At 60.7% G+C, this 21,147-nt stretch carries 21 protein-coding genes; 10 read left to right on the top strand and 11 right to left on the bottom strand.

The features are described 5' to 3' along the window. Positions 1-7 precede the first annotated feature (7 nt). The 7 genes from mltB (at position 8) to V9L13_RS17040 (ending at position 6,484) form a co-directional block, all read left to right on the top strand. Entirely contained in the window at positions 8-1,018 is a 1,011-nt protein-coding gene (gene mltB / locus V9L13_RS17070; RefSeq protein ID WP_103486252.1) for a lytic murein transglycosylase B, read from the top strand. After that, positions 1,018-2,028 (top strand): septal ring lytic transglycosylase RlpA family protein, encoded by a 1,011-nt coding sequence (locus V9L13_RS17065; protein ID WP_103486251.1) that lies wholly within the window; start codon positions 1,018-1,020, stop codon positions 2,026-2,028. Before mltB ends, V9L13_RS17065 begins: the two co-directional genes overlap by 1 nt. Before the next feature lie 187 nt (positions 2,029-2,215). Next, the gene (locus V9L13_RS17060; RefSeq protein WP_003228546.1) at positions 2,216-3,373 is read left to right on the top strand and encodes a D-alanyl-D-alanine carboxypeptidase family protein; all 1,158 of its coding nucleotides are present in this window, start codon (positions 2,216-2,218) and stop codon (positions 3,371-3,373) included. Positions 3,374-3,459: 86 nt separating this feature from the next. Continuing rightward, on the top strand, positions 3,460-3,735 hold the full coding sequence (locus tag V9L13_RS17055; RefSeq protein ID WP_003228544.1) for a DUF493 domain-containing protein: 276 nt from the start codon (positions 3,460-3,462) through the stop codon (positions 3,733-3,735). Continuing rightward, on the top strand, positions 3,735-4,382 hold the full coding sequence (gene lipB, locus V9L13_RS17050) for a lipoyl(octanoyl) transferase LipB (RefSeq protein WP_226501060.1): 648 nt from the start codon (positions 3,735-3,737) through the stop codon (positions 4,380-4,382). Before V9L13_RS17055 ends, lipB begins: the two co-directional genes overlap by 1 nt. Positions 4,383-4,407: 25 nt before the next feature. Next, positions 4,408-5,406: a lipoyl synthase gene (lipA, locus tag V9L13_RS17045; RefSeq protein ID WP_160768663.1), complete on the top strand. Its 999-nt coding sequence runs from the start codon at positions 4,408-4,410 to the stop codon at positions 5,404-5,406. A 127-nt stretch (positions 5,407-5,533) separates the two neighbouring features. Then, a complete protein-coding gene (locus V9L13_RS17040) occupies positions 5,534-6,484 on the top strand; it encodes an LD-carboxypeptidase (protein WP_338800088.1) in 951 nt (316 codons plus the stop codon). 126 nt (positions 6,485-6,610) lie between these two features. Here V9L13_RS17040 and V9L13_RS17035 read toward each other — a convergent pair whose 3' ends face one another. From V9L13_RS17035 to leuS, 5 genes are all read right to left on the bottom strand, one after another. After that, entirely contained in the window at positions 6,611-7,933 is a 1,323-nt protein-coding gene (locus V9L13_RS17035) for a lytic murein transglycosylase (RefSeq protein ID WP_338800087.1), read from the bottom strand. Between the two features lie 61 nt (positions 7,934-7,994). Continuing rightward, entirely contained in the window at positions 7,995-8,159 is a 165-nt protein-coding gene (gene arfA, locus V9L13_RS17030) for an alternative ribosome rescue factor ArfA (RefSeq protein ID WP_003228536.1), read from the bottom strand. A 200-nt stretch (positions 8,160-8,359) separates the two neighbouring features. Then, positions 8,360-9,397 (bottom strand): DNA polymerase III subunit delta, encoded by a 1,038-nt coding sequence (holA, locus tag V9L13_RS17025; RefSeq protein ID WP_003228535.1) that lies wholly within the window; start codon positions 9,395-9,397, stop codon positions 8,360-8,362. A 39-nt stretch (positions 9,398-9,436) separates the two neighbouring features. Continuing rightward, entirely contained in the window at positions 9,437-10,042 is a 606-nt protein-coding gene (gene lptE, locus V9L13_RS17020) for an LPS assembly lipoprotein LptE (RefSeq protein ID WP_338800086.1), read from the bottom strand. 88 nt (positions 10,043-10,130) lie between these two features. Next, positions 10,131-12,737 (bottom strand): leucine--tRNA ligase, encoded by a 2,607-nt coding sequence (gene leuS, locus V9L13_RS17015; RefSeq protein ID WP_003228532.1) that lies wholly within the window; start codon positions 12,735-12,737, stop codon positions 10,131-10,133. Positions 12,738-12,992: 255 nt separating this feature from the next. Between leuS and V9L13_RS17010 the strand changes: the two genes are divergently transcribed. Then, positions 12,993-13,316: a hypothetical protein gene (locus tag V9L13_RS17010; RefSeq protein WP_103486248.1), complete on the top strand. Its 324-nt coding sequence runs from the start codon at positions 12,993-12,995 to the stop codon at positions 13,314-13,316. Between the two features lie 104 nt (positions 13,317-13,420). Further along, positions 13,421-14,182, top strand: coding sequence for a YdcF family protein (locus V9L13_RS17005; RefSeq protein WP_338800085.1), 762 nt, complete (start codon positions 13,421-13,423; stop codon positions 14,180-14,182). Between the two features lie 172 nt (positions 14,183-14,354). Here V9L13_RS17005 and lnt read toward each other — a convergent pair whose 3' ends face one another. The 5 genes from lnt to miaB form a co-directional block, all read right to left on the bottom strand. Continuing rightward, complete coding sequence (gene lnt / locus V9L13_RS17000; RefSeq protein ID WP_338800084.1) at positions 14,355-15,878, bottom strand: apolipoprotein N-acyltransferase; 1,524 nt, start codon at positions 15,876-15,878, stop codon at positions 14,355-14,357. 17 nt (positions 15,879-15,895) lie between these two features. After that, on the bottom strand, positions 15,896-16,735 hold the full coding sequence (locus tag V9L13_RS16995) for an HlyC/CorC family transporter (RefSeq protein WP_003228526.1): 840 nt from the start codon (positions 16,733-16,735) through the stop codon (positions 15,896-15,898). Between the two features lie 5 nt (positions 16,736-16,740). Continuing rightward, positions 16,741-17,235 carry an rRNA maturation RNase YbeY gene (gene ybeY / locus V9L13_RS16990; RefSeq protein WP_338800083.1) on the bottom strand — a complete coding sequence of 165 codons (495 nt, stop codon included), beginning with the start codon at positions 17,233-17,235 and terminating at the stop codon, positions 16,741-16,743. After that, a complete protein-coding gene (locus V9L13_RS16985; protein WP_003228522.1) occupies positions 17,228-18,226 on the bottom strand; it encodes a PhoH family protein in 999 nt (332 codons plus the stop codon). Before V9L13_RS16985 ends, ybeY begins: the two co-directional genes overlap by 8 nt. Positions 18,227-18,476: 250 nt before the next feature. After that, positions 18,477-19,805, bottom strand: coding sequence for a tRNA (N6-isopentenyl adenosine(37)-C2)-methylthiotransferase MiaB (miaB, locus tag V9L13_RS16980; RefSeq protein ID WP_003228520.1), 1,329 nt, complete (start codon positions 19,803-19,805; stop codon positions 18,477-18,479). Positions 19,806-19,938: 133 nt separating this feature from the next. Between miaB and V9L13_RS16975 the strand changes: the two genes are divergently transcribed. Continuing rightward, positions 19,939-20,268 (top strand): DUF1820 family protein, encoded by a 330-nt coding sequence (locus V9L13_RS16975; RefSeq protein WP_003185742.1) that lies wholly within the window; start codon positions 19,939-19,941, stop codon positions 20,266-20,268. A gap of 138 nt (positions 20,269-20,406) precedes the next feature. Here V9L13_RS16975 and V9L13_RS16970 read toward each other — a convergent pair whose 3' ends face one another. Continuing rightward, positions 20,407-20,961, bottom strand: a complete 555-nt coding sequence (locus V9L13_RS16970) for a tetratricopeptide repeat protein (protein ID WP_003228518.1) — start codon at positions 20,959-20,961, stop codon at positions 20,407-20,409. Positions 20,962-21,147 lie beyond the last annotated feature (186 nt).

Below are 21,147 nucleotides of genomic sequence, written 5' to 3'. Positions count from 1 at the left end.
GAGTTCAATGCAAGTCATGCGCAGCTGGGCGACTCGTTACGCGCCGTGGGTCGGCCTGGTCGGCATCCTTGGCAGCGCGCAGGAAGCGCTGGCCGGCGATTACGAAGGCTCGCCGCAGGTGGCCGAATTCGTCGGTGAAATGACCCGCGACTACGGTTTTGCCGGTGAGCAACTGATGGCGGTGTTTCGCGAGGCCCAGCGCAAACAGGCGATTCTCGACGCGATTTCCAAGCCCGCCGAGCGGGTCAAACAGTGGAAAGAATATCGCCCGATGTTCATCACCGACGCGCGCATCGCCCGTGGCGTGGACTTCTGGCGCCAGCACGAGGCCGTACTGGCCCGTGCCGAGCAGGAATACGGCGTGCCGGCACAAGTCATCGTGTCGATCATCGGCGTCGAGACCTTTTTCGGACGTAATACCGGCAATTACCGGGTGATTGATGCGTTGTCCACGCTCGGTTTCGACTATCCTCCCCGTGCCGAATTTTTCCGCAAGGAATTGCGTGAGTTCCTGCTGCTGGCCCGTGAAGAACAAGTTGATCCATTGACCCTCAAAGGCTCGTACGCCGGGGCGATGGGCCTGCCGCAATTCATGCCGAGCAGCTTTCGCGCCTACGCGGTGGATTTCGACGGTGACGGTCACATCAATATCTGGACCAATCCTGACGATGCGATCGGCAGCGTTGCCAGTTACTTCAAACGGCATGGCTGGGTCGCCGGGGAACCGGTGGTCAGCCGCGCCGATGTCCGCGGCGAGCAGGTCGATGAAGGCCTGACCACCGGCATCGAGCCGACGAAGACGGTTGGAGAGTTGCGGGCGCTGGGCTGGTCAAGTCATGATGCGCTGCGCGATGATATGCCGGTTACTGCATTTCGCCTCGAAGGCGATAACGGCCCTGAATACTGGATGGGCCTGAAGAATTTCTACGCGATCACGCGTTATAACCGCAGCGTGATGTACGCCATGGCCGTATATCAACTGTCTGAAGAGCTGGTAAAAGCACGGGGCGTCAAGTAATGCGGGCATTGCCTATCAATAAACCCCTGAAGCTGGTGGCTTTCGCTGCGTTGGCGGTACTGGTCGTCAGTTGTTCGACCAGCCGCGCGCCGACCCAGAAGACCTCGTCCACCGCCGTGCGTGCGCAGCCGGGGCTGGACATCAACCGCGCCCACAAAGACGGCGCGCCTTGGTGGGATGTCGACGTTTCGCGGATCCCGGATGCCACGCCGACCCTGCACACCGGCCCGTACAAGGCCAACCCGTACACCGTGCTGGGCAAGACCTATTTCCCGTTGCAGGAATCCAAGACCTACGTCGCCTCGGGCACGGCATCCTGGTACGGCACCAAGTTTCACGGGCAGAATACCGCCAACGGCGAAGTGTATGACCTGTACGGCATGAGTGCCGCCCACAAGACTCTGCCACTGCCAAGTTACGTTCGGGTGACCAACCTGGACAACAACAAGAGCGTGATCCTGCGGGTCAACGATCGCGGGCCGTTCTATTCGGACCGGATCATCGACTTGTCCTACGCGGCCGCGAAGAAGCTCGGTTATGCCGAAATCGGCACCGCGCGGGTCAAGGTCGAAGGCATCGATCCGCAGCAATGGTGGGCCGCGAAGGGCCGTCCGGCGCCTCTGATGCTCAACGAGCCGCAAGTCGCGCAGAATAGCGCCCCGGTGATCACGGCGTCGGCCGGTACCATCGAGCAGTGGACCCCGCCGCCGCAGCAACATGCCTCTGACACTGTACCTGTACAGATCAGCGCAAAAAAAAACGCTTCTGCACCAGCGTCTGGCCAGTATCTGCAGGTGGGCGCGTTCGCCAACCCGGACGCTGCAGAACTCCTGAGGTCGAAGCTCAGCGGGATGGTGAGCGCTCCGGTGTTCATCAGCTCGATCGTGCGCAATCAGCAGACCCTGCACCGGGTACGCCTGGGGCCGATCGGTTCGCCGGGTGAAATCGCCCAGGTGCAGAACAGCGTGCGCCTGGCCAACCTCGGTTCGCCGAGTGTGGTCACAGAGTAAGAAACGTAGCACTTGATTGACGGTTCACTTGCGGTTTTGGGGGGTGAACCAGGTTGTTGGCTCGTCGAAGAACAAAAGCCCGGCAAGGGTGACTGGAGTGAGCAACTGAACACGCGATGGCCCGTTAGAAGGCTGTCTGAATAGTTTTGCCCTCGGGCAAGTTTCCATTAGCGATTTCGAGAGACGGATGAACATCACCACCTTTGCCAAACGCCTGTGTCTGCTAGTCCCGCTGCTCCTCTCGCCAGCCGCCTTCGCGGCCGAGATGATGCCGTCGCCACCTCAACTGGCTGCAAAAGCCTACGTGCTCATGGACGCCAGCAGCGGCAACGTGCTGGTGGAGAACAACGGTGACCAGCGTCTGCCGCCAGCCAGCCTGACCAAACTGATGACCGCGTACATCGCTACGCTGGAAATCCGTCGTGGCCAGATCGGTGAAAACGACCCGGTGACCGTCAGCGAAAACGCCTGGCGTACCGGCGGTTCGCGGATGTTCATCAAAGTCGGCTCGCAAGTGACCGTCAGCGACCTGCTGCACGGCATCATCATCCAGTCCGGCAACGACGCCAGCGTGGCGCTGTCCGAGCACATCGCCGGCAGCGAAGACGCGTTCGCCGACCTGATGAACAAGACGGTCGCCGATCTGGGCATGACCAACTCCCACTTCATGAACCCGACCGGTCTGCCGAACCCTGAGCACTACTCGTCGGCTCACGACATGGCGATCCTGGCGCGCGCGATCATCCACGAAGACCCGGCTCACTACGCGATCTACTCGCAGAAAGAGTTCTTCTGGAACGGCATCAAGCAGCCTAACCGCAACCTGTTGCTGTGGCGCGACAAGACCGTTGACGGTCTGAAAACCGGTCACACCGACGAAGCCGGCTACTGCATGGTGTCCTCGGCTGTACGTGATGGCCAGCGTCTGATCGCCGTGGTGTTCGGCACCAACAGCGAAGTGGCCCGTGCTGCTGAAACCCAGAAGCTGCTGACCTACGGTTTCCGTTTCTTCGAAACCCAGACCTTCTACCAGAAGGGCACCGAACTGGCTCAGGCCCCGGTGTGGAAAGGCACCACCAGCCAAGTCAAGGCCGGCCTGGCTGAAGACCTGACCATGACCCTGCCAAAAGGCCAGCTGAAAAAGCTCGCTGCCAGCATGACCATGAACCCGCAACTGACCGCGCCAATCGCCAAGGGCGACGTGATCGGTAAAGTCGAAGTGAAACTGGACGACAAGGTAGTGCACAGCGCCGACCTGATCGCTCTGGACGCTGTCGAGGAGGGTGGTATCTTCCGTCGCATGTGGGATAGCATCCGTCTATTCTTCTACGGCTTGTTCAACTGATTGAGTGTTGACCTGCATGGCCCCGCCCCGATCCGGCGCGGGGCCATGTGCGTTACCACGGCTTACGCTTACGAGGCCGTTACGCCATGACCGATACCGAAGTAAAGGCGCCAAAGATCGAATTCCCCCAGGTTGATTATCCGGTTAAGGTAATCAGCGATACGGGCGTCGGGCACAAAGACAAGATCATCGAGATCGTGAAGAAATTCGCGACCATCAACGATGAGCGTGTCGACGAACGCTCGAGCAGCAACGGCAAGTACACCACCATCCAGTTGCACATCGTCGCGACCGATCAGGATCAGCTGTACAACATCAACAGCGAACTGCGGGCGACCGGTTTCGTACACATGGTGTTGTGATGCCGGGCACGCTGGGCTTTCGCGAACTTGGCCAGATGGCTTACGAGCCCGTCTGGCATGCCATGCAACGCTTCACCAACGAACGCGGCAGCGATGCCGCCGACGAAATCTGGCTGGTCGAGCACCCCCCGGTGTTTACCCAGGGCCAGGCCGGCAAGGCCGAACATTTGCTGCTGCCGGGGGATATCCCGGTGGTACAGGTCGATCGCGGCGGACAGGTGACTTATCATGGCCCCGGCCAATTGGTGGCTTACCTGTTGCTGGATGTGCGCAAGCTGGGCTTTGGCGTACGTGATCTGGTCAGTCGCATGGAACACTGCCTGATCGAATTGCTGGCCAGCTACGGCGTGACCGCTGTAGCCAAGCCAGATGCTCCCGGCGTCTACGTCGACGGAGCGAAAATCGCTTCTCTGGGTTTGCGGATTCGCCACGGTTGCTCCTTTCATGGCCTGGCCCTGAACGTGGATATGAACCTGGAGCCGTTTCGACGGATTAATCCCTGCGGCTATGCCGGGCTGGCGATGACCCAGCTGAGCGATCACGCAGGATCGATTGAATTTGCCGAGGTAAGTGCCCGGCTGCGCGCGCAGCTCGTCAAACACCTCGACTATGCTGAGCAGACGACCCTGACGGGCGGAATCGACTGATATGACTACTGATGCAGTGCAAACCATGATCCCGACGCTCGACGTGACCGAGCGCCCGGCCCCGCGTCCCAAGGTTGAAGCCGGCGTCAAGCTGCGCGGCGCCGAGAAGGTTGCACGCATTCCGGTCAAGATCATTCCGACCACCGAACTGCCGAAGAAACCTGACTGGATTCGTGTACGTATCCCGGTTTCGCCGGAAGTCGACCGGATCAAGAGCCTGCTGCGCAAGCACAAGCTGCACAGCGTCTGCGAAGAAGCGTCCTGCCCGAACCTTGGCGAGTGCTTCTCCGGCGGCACCGCGACCTTCATGATCATGGGTGACATCTGCACCCGTCGCTGCCCGTTCTGCGACGTTGGCCATGGCCGTCCGAAGCCACTGGACGTCAACGAGCCTGAAAGCCTGGCGATCGCCATTGCCGACCTTAAGCTCAAGTACGTGGTGATCACCTCGGTTGACCGCGACGATCTGCGTGACGGCGGTGCCCAGCACTTTGCCGACTGCATTCGCGAAATCCGCAAGCTGTCGCCGAACGTGCAGCTGGAAACCCTGGTCCCGGACTACCGTGGCCGCATGGACATCGCCCTGGAAATCACTGCCGCCGAGCCGCCGGATGTGTTCAACCACAACCTGGAAACCGTGCCGCGCCTGTACAAGGCTGCGCGTCCGGGTTCGGATTACCAGTGGTCGCTGACCCTGCTGCAACGCTTCAAGCAGATGATGCCGCACATCCCGACCAAATCCGGCCTGATGCTCGGGCTGGGCGAGACTGACGAAGAAGTCATCGAAGTCATGAAGCGCATGCGCGAACACGACATCGACATGCTGACCCTCGGCCAGTACCTGCAACCGTCGCGCAGCCACTTGCCGGTGCAGCGTTTCGTGCACCCGGACACCTTCGCCTGGTTCGCCGAGGAAGGTTACAAGATGGGCTTCAAGAACGTTGCTTCCGGCCCGCTGGTACGTTCTTCGTATCACGCTGACGAGCAGGCGAAACTGGTCAAGGCCGAGCTGCTCGGTTCCTGATTCGGCGCTGATAGCCTCCAAAAATACCCGCCTCGGCGGGTATTTTTGTTTGGGCCTGCCGAGCACTCTTTTGTTTGTCTCCGTACCTGACTACTGTGTGTTCATGAATTCACAGGGAGACCCATGGATGACCGTTCGACCGACTCACACCCTTTTTCCGCATAAGCCTGTGCCGGCGCTGCCGTCCGAAGGACTGATCGGTGTGATTGCCCCTGCCGGTCCCGGTGCACTGGACACTGACAAGGCTGTGCAGTGGATGCGTGCCCGCGGCTATGCGCTGAAGGTGTTCCCCGGTGTCTACGAGAAGGACGGCTATCTGGCCGGCAGCGATGACGTACGCCTCAACGACCTGCACGCCGCTTTCGTCGACCCTGAAGTCGACGCGATCATCTGCCTGCGCGGCGGCTACGGTACGCCGCGCCTGCTGGACCGGATCGATTACGACTTGCTGAGTCGTCACGCCAAGCCGTTTGTCGGCTACAGCGACATCACCGCACTGCATCTGGCGATCAGTCGCTACGCAGGGTTCGTGACCTTCCATGGCCCGCTGCTCAATGCCGATCTGCTGGGCGACAAGGAGCCACCCACCGTCACCTCATTCTTCGCCATGTTGCGCGGTCAGTTGAAGGCGGGGAGTGTGTTGAGCCATCCGGTGGCTTATCCATTGACCACGGTCGAACCCGGCATCGCTCACGGGCGTTTGCTTGGCGGCAATCTGGCGATGATTGCCTCGACGCTGGGCACACCTTATGAGATTGACGTCGAGGGCGTGATTCTGCTGATCGAAGACGTCAACGAGCCGCTATATCGGATTGACCGTTTGCTCACGCAGATGCGCCTGGCCGGCAAACTGGCCAGATTGCGTGGGGTGCTGGTCGGTGATGTCGCCGGGGTGGATGTCGAGGCGTTGAATCGCTTGCTCAAGCAGACCTTCGAGCCGTTACGGATTCCGGTGCTGTCGGGGTGGCGCAGCGGGCATTGTGATCCGAACCTGACGCTGCCGATGGGAGCGCTGGTTCGCTTGGATGCCGGGAAGAAGGAATTGATGTTGGAACAGGATGTAGTGATCAGACGCTAGGGTTTGGTTGCCAGTGAGGCAGTCTTCGCGAGCAAGCCCGCTCCCACATTGGATTCGTGTCGTACACAGAACCAATGTGGGAGCGGGCTTGCTCGCGAAGGCGGCATCAGCCATACGACGATCTTTCTATTGGGAGCGCAGGCTCTCAAGCAGCTTATGCGTCGGATACCCGTCCGCCGGCCAGCCAAACGACTGCTGGGCACTGCGGATCGCCTTGCGGGTATTGGCGCCGATAATCCCGTCCGCCGTGCCCGCATCGTAATTACGCGCGCTCAGCAGGTTCTGCAATTCGATGCGTTCGGAACGGCTCAGTGGCAGATCGTCTTTCGGCCATGTGCCGTTGATCAGGCCTGCGCCATTGAAACGCTCGGACAACAGACTGACCGCCAGTGCATAGGACGACGAGTTGTTGTACTTGAGGATCGCCCGGAAGTTATCGAGGATCAGGAACGCCGGGCCACGGTAGCCGGCCGGCAGCAGCAGGGCGGCAGACAGCTGTTCCGAGCCGGCAGGGGCCTGACCGCCATTGGGCAGGATCACGCCCAGTTGACGCCATTCGGCAACGGTCTTGCGCATCGCGCCATCGGCCAGGGTGTAGTTGAAACCGTTTGGCAGTTGCACCTCGAAGCCCCACGGCTGACCACGCTGCCAGCCTGAGCTTTGCAGGTAGTGGGCGGTAGAGGCCAGCGCATCGGCCGGGCTGCCCCAGATGTCGCGGCGACCGTCACCGTCGAAATCCACGGCGTGGGTGTTGTAGGTGGTCGGAATGAACTGGGTCTGGCCCATCGCACCGGCCCACGAGCCGAGCATTTTCTCTGGGGTGATATCGCCCTGCTGCAGGATCTGCAGGGCCGCGATCAGTTGCGCATGGGCAAAGCCCGGACGACGGCCTTCGTAGGCCAGGGTCGCCAGCGAATTGATCACCGATTTGGTGCCCTGGAACTGACCGAAGTTGCTTTCCATGCCCCATACCGACACCAGTGCCTGGCGATCCACGCCATAACGCTGTTCGATGCTTTGCAGGATGTCGGCGTACTGACTGATCAGCGCCTGCCCCTTGCGCACCCGCAGCGGCGACAGGGCGCCGTCGAGGTATTCCCATACCGGACGGGAAAATTCCGGCTGGCTGCGGTCGGCTTTGATCACGCTGGCATCGAAGCTGACATTGGCAAACGCGCGGTCGAACACATCTGCACGGATACCGGCTGCCAGCGCATCCTTGCGGAAACCTGCCTGCCATTCGGCAAAGGTCTGGGTTGGCTGCAAGTCGAGAGAGTCGGCGGACGGCACTACCGGCGGGATGATCGCTGGGGCCGTGACGGCAGGAACGGTCTGTAATGGTTGCGCATCGGCGGCGGTAGGTTTTTCCGCGCAGGCGACAAGCAGAATGAAGCTGGAGGCAGCGATCAGTTGGCGAACGGGCCAACGACGGGAAAGACTGAAGGGCATGCACAGTTCCAGGGGATACGAATCAGGTACAAACCTTAACATGACCGGGGGGTACTGTGCTTCAGGCAGCCAGAAAGTAAGAAGCCTCCCAGCTATCAGACTGGAAGGCTTCGCGGCGGTAGCTGCCTTTACCCTTGGTTGGTCGTTCCTGGCGGCTGCGGAACAGGGGTTGGGCGATGATGGATTTGGCCTTGTTCGGGCCATGTTTCGATGGCTTTTTGCTCATGATGGATCTCTCGAGTGAGTGGTTTTTGCGGGGGAAATAATCTGCCGAAGCCGTGCGTCTGTCCAGTCTCTATTGCGTAGGAACATTCCGACGCCTTCGCGAGCAAGCCCGCTCCCACAGTCGATCGCATTCACATGATAGAACTCGGTCGACTGTGGGAGCGGGCTTGCTCGCGAAAGGGCGTTATGCGGTTGAACGTCTTACTCGGCGGGCAGTGAAAGACGCTGGCCGGACATCAACAACGCCAACCGGCTCAGGCTCATCCACGGCGAACCGGCGGCTTGTCCCTTGATCTGCGCATCGATGCGCTGGGCTTCGAGCAGCAACTGCGCCCAGCGTTGTGCCGAATAGCGTTGCAGGGCTTTGCTCATCAGCGGTTTGCGCTTGTCCCAGACCGGTGGTTTCGCCTGGCTGAAGCACTTGTCCAGCGGCGTGCCCTGGCTGTACTGCAGCGAGATATTGGCCAGCAGGCGCAACTCCCGCGCCAGCGCCCAGAGAATCACCGGAGGCTCGACACCCTCACCGCGCAGGCCTTCGAGCATGCGCAAGGCGTGGGCCGGTTCACCGTTGAGCACGGCGTCGGTCAGGCCGAACACGTCGAAGCGCGCACTGTCGGCCACCGCGGCCTGCACGGTTTCGACGGTGATCTGCCCACCTTCGGCCATCAGCTTGAGCTTTTCGATTTCCTGCGCGGCGGCGAGCAGGTTGCCCTCGACGCGCGCGGCGATCAGTTCAACCGCGTCCTGGCTGGCCGACAATCCGGCCTGCGAGAGGCGTTGGCGAATCCAGCTCGGCAGCTGATTGGCATCCACCGGCCAGATCTGAATGAACTGGGTCTGCTGGCCTTCGACCAGCGCCTTGCCCCACTTGGTCTTCTGCGCACTGCCATCGAGCTTGGGCAGGCTGATCAGCAGCACAGTGTCTTCGGCGGGGCGCGAGCAGTATTCGATCAGTGCGGCAGCACCCTTGTCACCGGGTTTGCCCGAAGGCAAACGCAGCTCCAGCAGGCGCTTTTCAGCGAACAACGACATGCTGGCGCCGGCCTGCAGCAAGGTACCCCAATCGAAATTGGCATCGGCGGCGAACACCTGGCGTTCGTCGAAACCTTGCTGCCGGGCGGCGCTGCGGATGGCGTCGGCGGCCTCCTGGCACAACAGCGGGTCATCGCCGCTGATGATATAGACGGGCGCAAGAGCGCCTTGCAGGTGTTTGCCGAGTTGAGCGGGAGCGAGCTTCATAAGAGAGGGCGTACGGGGCGCCTGAGCGCCCCGTACGTCTTACTGCTGCGGCAGTTCGAGCGGCGACTGACGCGGCGTTTCCGCTTCAGCCTTCTGTGCCGCCTTCAGCGCGTCGGCTTCGGCCCGGGCGCGGTCGTTGGCCGCTTGCTGCAGTTTCTCCAGTTGACCCGGAGTCAGCTGTTGCAGGCGCAGCATCATGCGCTGAACCAGTTCACGGCGGGTTTCAGTGCGGGCGTCGTTAGCTTCCTGATCGGAGCCGACCAGGTTGTTGCCGTCGTGAATGAACACCTTCTGCACTTCAAGCTTGTCGCTCAGCAGGTTCAGATTGTGTTCGCCCACGATGTTGTAGTTCAGCACGGTGTTGACCTGGTATTCGCCAGTACGGCCGGCGCCGGCGTAGCTGAGGATGCGCTGGTTTTCCTGCTCGTCAGCCAGATACAGCTTGTACGGTGCACCGCTGTAGACCTTGACGCCGCTGGACTCCAGCACCTGACGCAGCTGGGTGACGGTATCGCCATAGGCGTTACGGGCGCTCAGGTCGAGTTCCTTGATTGCCAGTTCGGTGGTGCCAGTGCCACGCAGCTGGAAACCGCAGGCGCTCAGCAGAACAGCGAGGCCCATCACCAGCAGATTGCGTTTGATCATTGTGTTGCTCCCCTTGAAACCATGTGGGCCGACCTTGCGGCCCGAAAGGTTTTACAGTGCGTCAGGCGAACCTGACGCCCAATCCAATTTAGCTGGCGACGATGTTGACCAGTTTCCCCGGTACAACGATCACTTTGCGAATGGTCAGACCGTCGACGAAACGCAGCACGTTTTCGTTGGCGCGGGCTGCTGCTTCGACTTCCTCGCGAGTGGCGCTGGCCGGCATTTCGATCTGGCCACGCAGCTTGCCGTTCACTTGAATGACCAGTTGCAGGCTGTCCTGCACCAGGGCGCTTTCATCGACCGCTGGCCAGCCAGCATCGATCACCGGGTCAGCGTGGCCCAATTGATTCCACAGCTCATGGCTGATGTGCGGCGTGATCGGAGCCAGCAGCAGCGTAACGGCTTCCAGGCCTTCGTGAATCAGTGCGCGATCCTGCTCGGTGCCTTGCGCGGCTTTTTCCAGCACGTTCATCAGCGTCATCACCTGAGCGATGGCGGTGTTGAATTTGTGGTTCTGGCCGACGTCGTGGCTGGCCTGCTTGATGGCCAGGTGGATGGCGCGGCGCACGGCTTTTTGCTCGTCGTTCAGGCCGGCGATGTCCAGTTTGCCCGGCAGGCCCTGGGTGACGTGGGCCTGAGCCAGACGCCAGACGCGCTTGAGGAAACGGTGCGAGCCTTCCACGCCGGAGTCGGACCATTCGGCGCTCATGTCCGGCGGCGAAGCGAACATCATGAACAGGCGGCAGGTGTCGGCGCCGAACTGATCGATCATCGACTGTGGGTCGACGCCGTTGTTCTTGGACTTGGCCATTTTCTCGGTGCCACCGATTTCCACCGGCAGGCCGTCGGATTTCAGTTTGGCGCTGATGACCTTGGCCTTGCTGTCACGCTCGAGTTCCACGTCCGCCGGGTTGAACCAGGTGTAGGCACCGTTGGCTTCGCGACGGTAGTAAGTCTCGGCGATCACCATGCCCTGGGTCAGCAGGTTCTTGAACGGCTCGTTGGAGCTGACCAGGCCTTCGTCACGCATCAGCTTGTGGAAGAAACGCGCGTACAGCAGGTGCAGAATCGCGTGTTCGATACCGCCGATGTACTGATCCACCGGCAGCCAGTGGTCAGCCGCGGATTTTTCCACCAGGCCACCTTCGAAGTGCGGCGAAGCGTAGCGGGCGTAGTACCAGGACGACTCGACGAAGGTGTCCATGGTGTCGGTTTCACGCTTGGCAGGCTGGCCGCATTTCGGGCAACTGCACTCGTAGAATTCCGGCATGCGCGCCAGCGGCGAACCGGCGCCGTCCGGCACCACGTCTTCCGGCAGAACCACCGGCAACTGGTCTTCCGGCACCGGCACGTCACCGCAAGTGGCGCAGTGAATGATCGGGATCGGGCAGCCCCAGTAGCGCTGACGGCTGATGCCCCAGTCGCGCAGGCGGAACTGGGTGCGCGAGGCGCCGAGGTTTTTCTTGATCAGTGCAACTTCCATGGCATCGAACGCGCCAGCGAAGTCCAGACCGTCGAACTCGCCGGAGTTGATCAGCGTGCCGTGCTCGCCGTAGGCGTCTTGCCACGGAGCCGGGTTGGTGTCACCGGAGCTGGTGCGTACCACCGATTTGACCGGCAGGTTGTACTTGTGGGCGAATTCGAAATCGCGCTCGTCGTGCGCCGGCACCGCCATCACCGCGCCGTCGCCGTAGTGCATCAGCACGTAGTTGGCGACCCATACCGGGAGTTTTTCACCGGTCAGCGGATGTTCGACGAACAGGCCGGTCGGCAGGCCTTTCTTCTCTTGAGTGGCGACGTCGGCTTCAGCGACGCTGCCGCCCTTGCATTCGGCGATGAACGCTTGCAGCTCAGGATTGTTCTGCGCGGCCTGGGTGGCCAGCGGGTGTTCGGCAGCCACGGCAACGTAGGTTGCGCCCATCAGGGTGTCCGGACGGGTGGTGAAGACCTTGAGGGTGCCTGCTTCGCCGATCGAGTCGACGTTGTACGGGAACTGCACTTCCATGCCGCGGGACTTGCCGATCCAGTTGCGCTGCATGGTCTTGACCTGTTCCGGCCAGCCAGTCAGTTCGTCGAGGCTCTCCAGCAGCTCATCCGCGTAGGCGGTGATCTTGAAGTAGTACATCGGGATTTCGCGCTTTTCGATCAGCGCGCCGGAACGCCAGCCGCGGCCGTCGATCACCTGCTCGTTGGCCAGTACGGTCTGGTCGACCGGGTCCCAGTTCACGGTGCCGTTCTTGCGGTAGATCACACCTTTTTCGAACAGACGGGTGAACAGCCATTGTTCCCAACGGTAGTAATCCGGTTTGCAGGTGGTCACTTCACGGGACCAGTCCACCGCCAGACCCAGGCTGCGCAGCTGGGACTTCATGTAGGCGATGTTTTCGTAGGTCCACTTGGCGGGTGCCACGTTGTTCTTCATCGCGGCGTTTTCCGCCGGCATGCCGAAGGCGTCCCAACCCATCGGTTGCAGAACGTTCTTGCCTTGCATGCGCTGGTAGCGGGAGATCACGTCGCCGATGGTGTAGTTGCGCACGTGCCCCATGTGTAGCTTGCCGCTGGGGTAAGGGAACATCGACAGGCAGTAGTAGGTCTCCTTGCCTGGCTGTTCACTGACTTCAAAGGACTTTTGCTCGTCCCAGAACGACTGGGCGGCGGCTTCGATTTCACGGGGCTGATATTGTTCGTGCATGGCTACTTTTGTACTGGATAGGGGTGGCCTAATCCTCTTCAACGCGCCCTCCGGGGATGCTCCGGACAAGCTGGAAGTGGAATGACAGGAAGCGCCGTAGCATACATGACCGCGCTTGGCCTAGGGAAACCCTGATTACAGCTGTCTGGCCCCGGAAAACCGTGGCGAGGGCCGTTGGTCGCGGCGTTCAGCCGGTTTGTGCAGCGAAGCTAAGCTCTTATTGGGGAGTGAGTCTTATCTTCAATGAGGTGAGGGATGGTGGAGCAACGGCAAAAAAACGTGACGAAACCCGAGTTGTACGAACGGTTGATGGATCGTCTGGGCATGGCCCTCGACGCTGCCAAAACCGCTGGCCGGCTGCGCGACGAGCGCCCCCTGGAACTGGAATTGCGTGGCTTGAGCCCCGCCGAGTTCAAACTGGTCAAGGCCTATCTGGATCGCTGTGAACGTGAAACGCATGGAAGCTTGTCACAGGCAGTGAAGCAGCTCGATGCACCACAATCGGCCAAGGTCATCTGGCTCAAGGACAAGGCGCCCGGCAAAGACACCGTCAAGGTTCGCTCTTTGCAGGCCAAGTAAGCGCAAGGCAGCAGGAAACGGATCTTTTTCAACAGGATCCCACCCTATCGGTTGTAACGCTCTATTAACACTCTTAGGCTTCGGGCATCTCTGGAGATGCCCCGATGCCTTTTCGTTACTTCATCAAACAACTTTTATTGCCGCCCGGCATTCTTTTGCTGCTGTTGTTGGTCGCCTGGTGGCTGCGCCGCTCCCGTCCGCGGCTGGCCGCTGCGTGTTTCGCCATTGGTCTGGGTGGTTTCTGGCTGATGAGCCTGCCAGTGGTGGTGCAGTGGGGCGCCAAGGCGCTGGAGCGTGAGCTGCCGCTGCCCCGTGACGCGTGGTCGATGCTGGCGCAGCGGGCTGACGCCATCGTGGTATTGGGTTCCGGGCGTGAGCGCGGCGATCTGGCCTGGGGCGAGGATCAGCCGACCGGCGTTGGACTGGAGCGTCAGCGCTATGCGGCGCGGCTGGCCAAGGCGTCCGGCTTGCCGATCCTGACCAGTGGTGGTTTGCATTACGGTACACCGCCGACGGAAGCGAAGCTGATGGCCGATTCGCTGCGCGATGATTTCGGCGTGACCACGCGTTGGCAGGAGGGCGAGAGCCGTACCACATGGGAGAACGCCAAATTCAGCGCCGATATGTTGCTGCCACAGGGGATCAAACGCGTCGTGGTGGTGACCCAGGCCTGGCATATGCCGCGCGCCGTCTGGTGTTTTCAGCAGGCAGGGTTTGAAGTGGTACCGGCACCCGTAGGGTTTCTCGGGACCGACAATGCACGACCGTTTGGTGGCTGGCTGCCGGAGTTCAAGTCGATCTGGCAGAGCGGACAGTTGCTGAATGAGGCGGTGGGGCAGGTGGGGTATTCGCTGTTTTACCGCTAAGAGCACTGTTTTGAGAGGGCTTCCGTGGCGAGGGGATTTATCCCCGATGGGTGGCGAAGCCGCCCCAAAACCTGCATCTCGGTCTTTCAGGTAAATCGAGTGCAATGGATTTGCGATGACTGCGTCATCGATCGGGGATAAATCCCCTCACCACAGTGTTTATGGATCGCTTTTAAAGGGTTTTCGACATCCGGCTCGCCATCAGTGCCCAGCCAAACAGCAGCACGCACAGAATAATCAGCGGCCACGAACGCCATTCAAGGTACGGCGTCAGGTTGTGCATCGGCACCACTTCGCCATACAGAATGCCCTGCTCGAACTGCGGAATCTGCTCGGTGATCTGCCCGAACGGGTTGATCAGTCCGGTCACGCCGTTGTTCGTAGCACGGATCATCCAGCGGCCCGCCTCAAGTGCGCGCATCTGCGCCATTTGCAGGTGCTGCAACGGGCCGATCGAGGTGCCGAACCAGGTGTCGTTGCTGATCGTCAGCAGCAGATCGCTGCGTGCCGACAAACCGGCGGCGAACTCCGGGTACACCACTTCGTAGCAGATGAACGGCGCGATCTGATAACCCTTGGCCTGCAGCAACGGCTGATCCGCCGGGCCGCGAGCGAAGTCGGACATCGGCAAGTCAAAGAACGCAATCAAACCGCGCAGCAGATCCTGCAGCGGCACGTACTCACCGAACGGCACCAATTTCTGTTTGAGATAGGTGCCATCGCCTTCGCCGACCACGGTGATGCCGTTGAAGAAGCGTTTTTCGTGGCGCACCGTCTCGCGGATCGGCACGCCGGTGATCAGCGCCGATTTACGCTCGGCGGCGAAGTTGCCCATCATGTTCAAGTAGCCCTCGGCGGACTCCTTGAGCACGGGTACCGCGGTTTCCGGCCAGATCAGCAGGTCCACCGGTTTTGAGCGGAAACTCAGGTCGCGGTACAGCGCCAGTTGCGCGTTGAGCTGCGCCGGATCCCATTTCATGCTTTGTTCGACGTTGCCCTGAATCGCCGCGACAGTCAGCGGTGCACCGGCCGGACTGGTCCAGGCGTGACCCTTGAGCGCAATGCCCGCCACCCAAGGTCCGACCAGCAACACCAAACCGGCCGCGATAAAACCTTTGCGACCGGATTGCAGCAGACGCGGTGCGTTGCAGGTCAGCGCGGCAGTCAGTGCCAGAACGAAGGACACCAGCCACATGCCACCGATCGGCGCGAGCCCGGCCAATGGGCCGTCGAGCTGGCTGTAACCGGAGTAGAGCCACGGGAAACCGGTGAGGAACCAGCCGCGAAACGCTTCCTGACCGACCCACAGTGCGGCAAACGCCAGCGCATCGGCCAGCGGCGCCTCGTTGCGGCGCAACCAGCGTGCCCAGACCCACGCGGGCAGGGCGAAGAACAGCGCGATCGCTGCGGTGAACAGCAGCATCAGGAACCCGGCCAGCAGCACCGAGGCGCCACCGAAATGATGAATGCTGTAGTAGATCCAGCTGGTCCCCGCGCCGAACAGGCCGAAACCGAAACACCAGCCACGGCCCAGTGCCTGACGCGGCTTCAGCTCGCGCAGGCCGGCATAGAACAGGCCGACCGCGAGCAAAGCCAGCGGCCAGATGTTGAACGGGGCCAGGGCGAAGGTGGTGATTGCACCGGCCGCCACGGCCAGCAGGTTACCGGGCCAGCCGGGGCGGGTTGTCCAGCGCATTTCAGTCCTTAGATTTCTTACCGGGCGATAGGGGTCAGTCGCAGCAAATGAATCCGACGGCTGTCGGCGTTCAGGATGCGGAAACGATAGGCGCCGATTTCAGTGATTTCGTTGCGTTTTGGCAAGTGCCCGAACGCGCTCATCACCAGACCGCCAACGGTGTCGAACTCGTCGTCGGAGAATTCGCTGTCGAAGAACTCGTTGAAGTTCTCGATCGGCGTCAGGGCCTTGATCAGGAAGTCACCGCTGGGCAGTGGTTTGATGTAGCTGTCTTCTTCGACGTCGTGCTCGTCTTCGATGTCGCCGACGATCTGCTCCAGCACGTCTTCAATCGTCACCAGACCGGCCACGCCGCCGTACTCGTCGATGACGATGGCCATGTGGTTGTGGTTGGCGCGGAATTCACGCAGCAACACATTCAGACGCTTGGACTCCGGCACGAACGTAGCCGGGCGCAGCAGGTCCTTGATGTTGAAGCTGTCGCCGTTCTCCTTGAGGATCAGCGGCAGCAGATCCTTGGCCAGCAGCACGCCCATCACGTCGTCGTGGCTTTCGCCGATGACCGGGTAGCGCGAGTGGGCCGAGTCGAGCACGGCCGGCAGGAATTCACGAGGGGTCTGAGTCGCCTTGATGCTGATCATCTGCGAGCGCGGGACCATGATGTCGCGTACTTGCAGGTCAGCCACCTGAATGGCGCCTTCGACGATGGCCAGCGCTTCGCTGTCCAGCAGTTTGTTCTGATGTGCATCACGCAGCAGCTCAAGCAGCTCCTGACGGTTCTTCGGCTCGTGGGCAAAAGCCTGGGTCAGTTTACCCAGCCATGACTTCTGCCCGTTGCTCGATCGATCTTCGCTCATAGCGATTACTCTGAATCCTTTGTTGTAACGATAGGGGAGGTTTCGGCTTCGTCGTCCGCGTACGGATCGGGATAGCCGAGTTCGGCAAGCAACTCGCGCTCCAGTGCTTCCATTTCTTCGGCTTCGTCGTCATCTATATGGTCGTAACCGAGCAGATGCAAGCAGCCGTGAATGACTAGATGTGCCCAATGGGCCTGGAGTTCCTTGCCTTGTTCGGCAGCTTCGCGTTCGACCACAGCCACGCAGATCACCAGATCGCCGAGCAGCGGGATGTCGAGAAACTCGTCCGGGACTTCGGCCGGGAACGACAGAACGTTGGTCGCGTAATCCTTGTGGCGCCAGGTGTGATTGAGTTCGCGACCTTCTTCCTCGTCGACCAGGCGAATGGTCATTTCCGAGTCGGCGGTGCGCTGGCGCAGGGCCAATTCGCACCATTCGCGGAAGTCGGCTTCACTCGGGGCGTTCGCTTCGGTAGCGATTTGCAGATCCAGCTCAAGCATCGCGCGAGGTTTCCTTGGCGGCTTCGGCACGGGTCTCGAAGCGCTCGTAGGCCTCGACGATCCGCTGCACCAACGGGTGACGCACAACGTCTTTGGGCTGGAAGTGCGTGAAGCTGATGCCCGGAACGTCCTTGAGCACTTCGATCACATGGTGCAGCCCGGACTTGGTGCCGCGCGGCAGGTCGACCTGGGTGATGTCGCCGGTGATGACGGCGGTGGACCCAAAGCCGATCCGGGTCAGGAACATTTTCATCTGTTCGACGGTGGTGTTCTGGCTTTCGTCGAGAATGATGAAGCTGTTGTTCAGCGTCCGACCGCGCATGTAGGCCAGCGGCGCGACTTCGATCACCTGACGTTCGATCAGCTTGGCCACGTATTCGAAGCCGAGCATTTCGTACAGCGCGTCGTACAGCGGGCGCAGGTACGGGTCGATCTTCTGACTCAGGTCGCCGGGCAAAAAGCCGAGTTTTTCACCCGCTTCAACCGCCGGACGCACCAGCAGGATGCGGCGGATCTGCTCGCGCTCCAGGGCATCAACGGCGCAAGCCACGGCCAGATAGGTCTTGCCGGTACCGGCCGGACCGATGCCGAAGTTGATGTCGTTGCCGAGGATTTCCTTCACGTAGCGCAGCTGATTCAAGCCACGTGGGCGAATCATGCCTTTCTTGGTGCGCAGGGCGACGGAGGCTTCGGCGGGGGCGTGGTTGTCCAGTTCGACGACGGCCGATTCCTGGAGGAACAGGTGCACCATGTCCGGCGACAGCTCGGTACCCTTGGTTTCGCGGTACAGGCGGCGCAGCAGGTTTTCCGCAGACGTGGTGTGCTTGGGGTCGCCGATCAGCTCGAACTGGTTTCCGCGATTGCGGATCTCGATGGCTAGGCGTTGTTCGATCAAGCGCAGGTGCTCGTCGAATTGCCCGCACAGATTGGCGAAGCGGCGAGCCTCAAAGGGCTCGAGGATAAAACGATGTGGTTCTATGGGTGCGTTCAAGGTCGTATTTAGCCGCCCTGGGGCAATTAAGATGAAATCAAGGATAACGCCAGTGGCGTGGGTGCGAAAGCTCTTAAAACGGTCTCACTGGATAACTGTGGCGAGGGAGCTTGCTCCCGCTGGAGTGCGCAGCGCTCCCAAGTCCTCCAGCCTCGATCATTCAGGATGATCGAGGTGTCTGGTTTGCGGCTGCTTCGCAACCGAGCGGGAGCAAGCTCCCTCGCCACAGAGGCACTTTGACGCCTTACGTTTACTGGACCAGCGAGCCGCGCAGCGAGTGCGGTTGCGCCGCGTCTATGTGCACATCGGCGAACTGGCCGATCAGGGTCGGATTATCGCAGCGGAAGTTGACGATACGATTATTCTCGGTGCGCCCTTGCAGCTCGCCCGGGTCCTTCTTCGAATAGTCGGTGACTAGAATGCGCTGGATCGAGCCGACCATTTGTCGGCTGATCTCGAACCCTTGCTGATTCAAACGATGCTGCAAGGCGTTCAGGCGTTCTTTTTTCAGCTCTTCCGGGGTGTCGTCGGCCAGATCGGCCGCCGGGGTGCCCGGGCGCTGGCTGTAGACGAAGGAATAGGAGAAGTCGAAACCGACGTCGGCAATCAGCTTCATGGTCTGCTCGAAATCTTTTTCGGTCTCGCCGGGGAAGCCGACGATGAAGTCCGAGCTGATGCAGATCCCCGGCACCGCAGCGCGCAGTTTGCGCAGTTTGGACTTGTACTCCAGCGCCGTGTGGTTGCGCTTCATCGCCGCGAGGATCCGGTCGGAACCCGACTGCACCGGCAAGTGCAGGTGTTTGACCAGCTCCGGCACTTCGGCGTGGGCCTGGATCAGGCTGTCGGAGAACTCCAGCGGGTGCGAAGTGGTGTAGCGAATGCGGTCGATGCCATCGACGGCAGCGACCACACGGATCAGCTCGGCCAGATCGGCCAGGCGCCCGTCGTGGGTCAGGCCGCGATAGCCGTTGACGTTCTGCCCGAGCAAGGTCACTTCACGCACGCCGTTTTCCGCGAGGTGGATGATCTCGGCAATCACGTCATCGAACGGCCGGCTGACTTCTTCGCCACGGGTGTAGGGCACCACGCAGAATGTGCAGTACTTGCTGCAACCTTCCATCACCGACACGTAGGCGCTCGGTCCATCGATGCGCGGCTCGGGCAGGTGGTCGAATTTTTCGATTTCCGGGAACGAGACGTCGACTTGCGGCAACTTGCTGCTGCGTGCGGCGTCGATCATTTCCGGCAGACGGTGCAGGGTCTGCGGGCCGAAGACCACGTCGACATACGGGGCGCGATCACGGATCGCCGCGCCTTCCTGGCTGGCCACGCAACCACCGACGGCGATCACCATGTCCGGGTTGGCCAGTTTCAGTTCGCGCCAGCGGCCGAGTTGCGAGTACACCCGATCCTGGGCGCGTTCGCGGATCGAGCAGGTGTTGAGCAGAATCACGTCGGCGTCTTCCGCACGCGCGGTGACTTCCAGGGCCTGATGTTCGCCCAGCAGATCGACCATGCGCGAGCTGTCGTACTCGTTCATCTGGCAACCGTGGGTTTCGATGTAAAGCTTCTTGGCCATGGAGTAGGGTCGTCACCTGATTCAAAGAACCGCGCATTATAGGGAACAAGCCCTCAGGTTCCTACCGCTGTGCGTCCGGCGGCTATGCTATAGTTTGCGCCCTCATTTTTATCCCCGATGTTATCCCCCCGCCATGACCAAACGCGAAGCTCCAATCTACAAGGTGATTTTCCTCAACCAGGGCCAGGTGTTCGAAATGTACGCCAAGCAGATCTATCAAAGTGATCTGTGGGGTTTTCTGGAAGTGGAAGAGTTCGTCTTTGGCGAGCGCACGCAAGTGGTCGTCGATCCGAGCGAAGAGAAGCTCAAGGCGCAGTTCGAAGGCGTGGTGCGCAGCTTTGTGCCGATGCATTCGATCGTGCGCATCGACGAGGTGGAGCGTCTGGGCACCCCGAAAATCAGCGAAGCCCGTGGCGCGGTCGGCAATGTGATGCCGTTTCCGATGCCGATGCCTGAGAAGTAAGCCGCAAAACCGAGTCGTCTCATTCGCGAGCAAGTCGAATCGTCGCACCGTCGCTCCCACAGGGGATCTTCTGAACACTGGAGATCTACTGTGGGAGCGAGCTTGCTCGCGAAGGGGCCGGAAAGGTCGGCGCAAAAATCAGGGAAGCGGCGAAAACGGCGTACGCCCATCCGCGCTCTGCAGTTCCATCAGGTATTTACGGAAAATTTGCCCGAGCACCTGGGTCGCGGTTTCGAGGTCTTCGCGGGACATTTTTTCCGAGACCTCGTCGGCGGTGTCCAGCGCATCTTCGGCGCCGTTGACCGCGGCCATCTTCAGCACGATGTACGCCTGAATGTTGTTGGCCTGCACGCCTTCGCCGTGGAAGAACATGGTGCCGAGCTTGAACTGTGCCTGAGCATGGCCTTGCAACGAGGCCTTTTCGAAATAGCTCAGGGCTTGATTGAGGTCGCGCGGCGCATTCTTGCCGTCGTAGTAGAACTCACCCAACTCGTATTGCGCTTGCGCATCCCCTTCATCCGCCGCTTTCTGGCAGGCAGCCAGTGCCTGCGTGACGTCTTGCGGCTGAGTATTGAGGGTGCAACGACCCATCGCCGGGATCAACAACGAGTTGCCGCCTGCTTGTGCATGCGCGAGCAGGGGCTGAAGGAGCAACAGGCAGCCCAAGGCAAGGGTGCGGCCGGTGCGGTTCATGGGAATCGACTTACCTCTGAAGGGCACGCGGACCCATCGAGGGATCCAATAAGCGCGCATTATGAAATAAGCGGGGCCAACCTTACAAAGTCTTTACTCGTTTTTCTGCTGCGCGGGGAATATATCGCCCACTTTCTGGCGGATTTTTAGCAGAGGCGTGGGAAAAACGGCGTGGGTGTAGGTAAA

The sequence above is a fragment of the Pseudomonas sp. RSB 5.4 genome, from assembly GCF_037126175.1.
GTDB lineage: Bacteria > Pseudomonadota > Gammaproteobacteria > Pseudomonadales > Pseudomonadaceae > Aquipseudomonas > Aquipseudomonas fluorescens_H.
The sequence above is the reverse complement of the archived record's forward strand: the minus strand, read 5'-3'. Positions and strand labels throughout refer to the sequence as shown.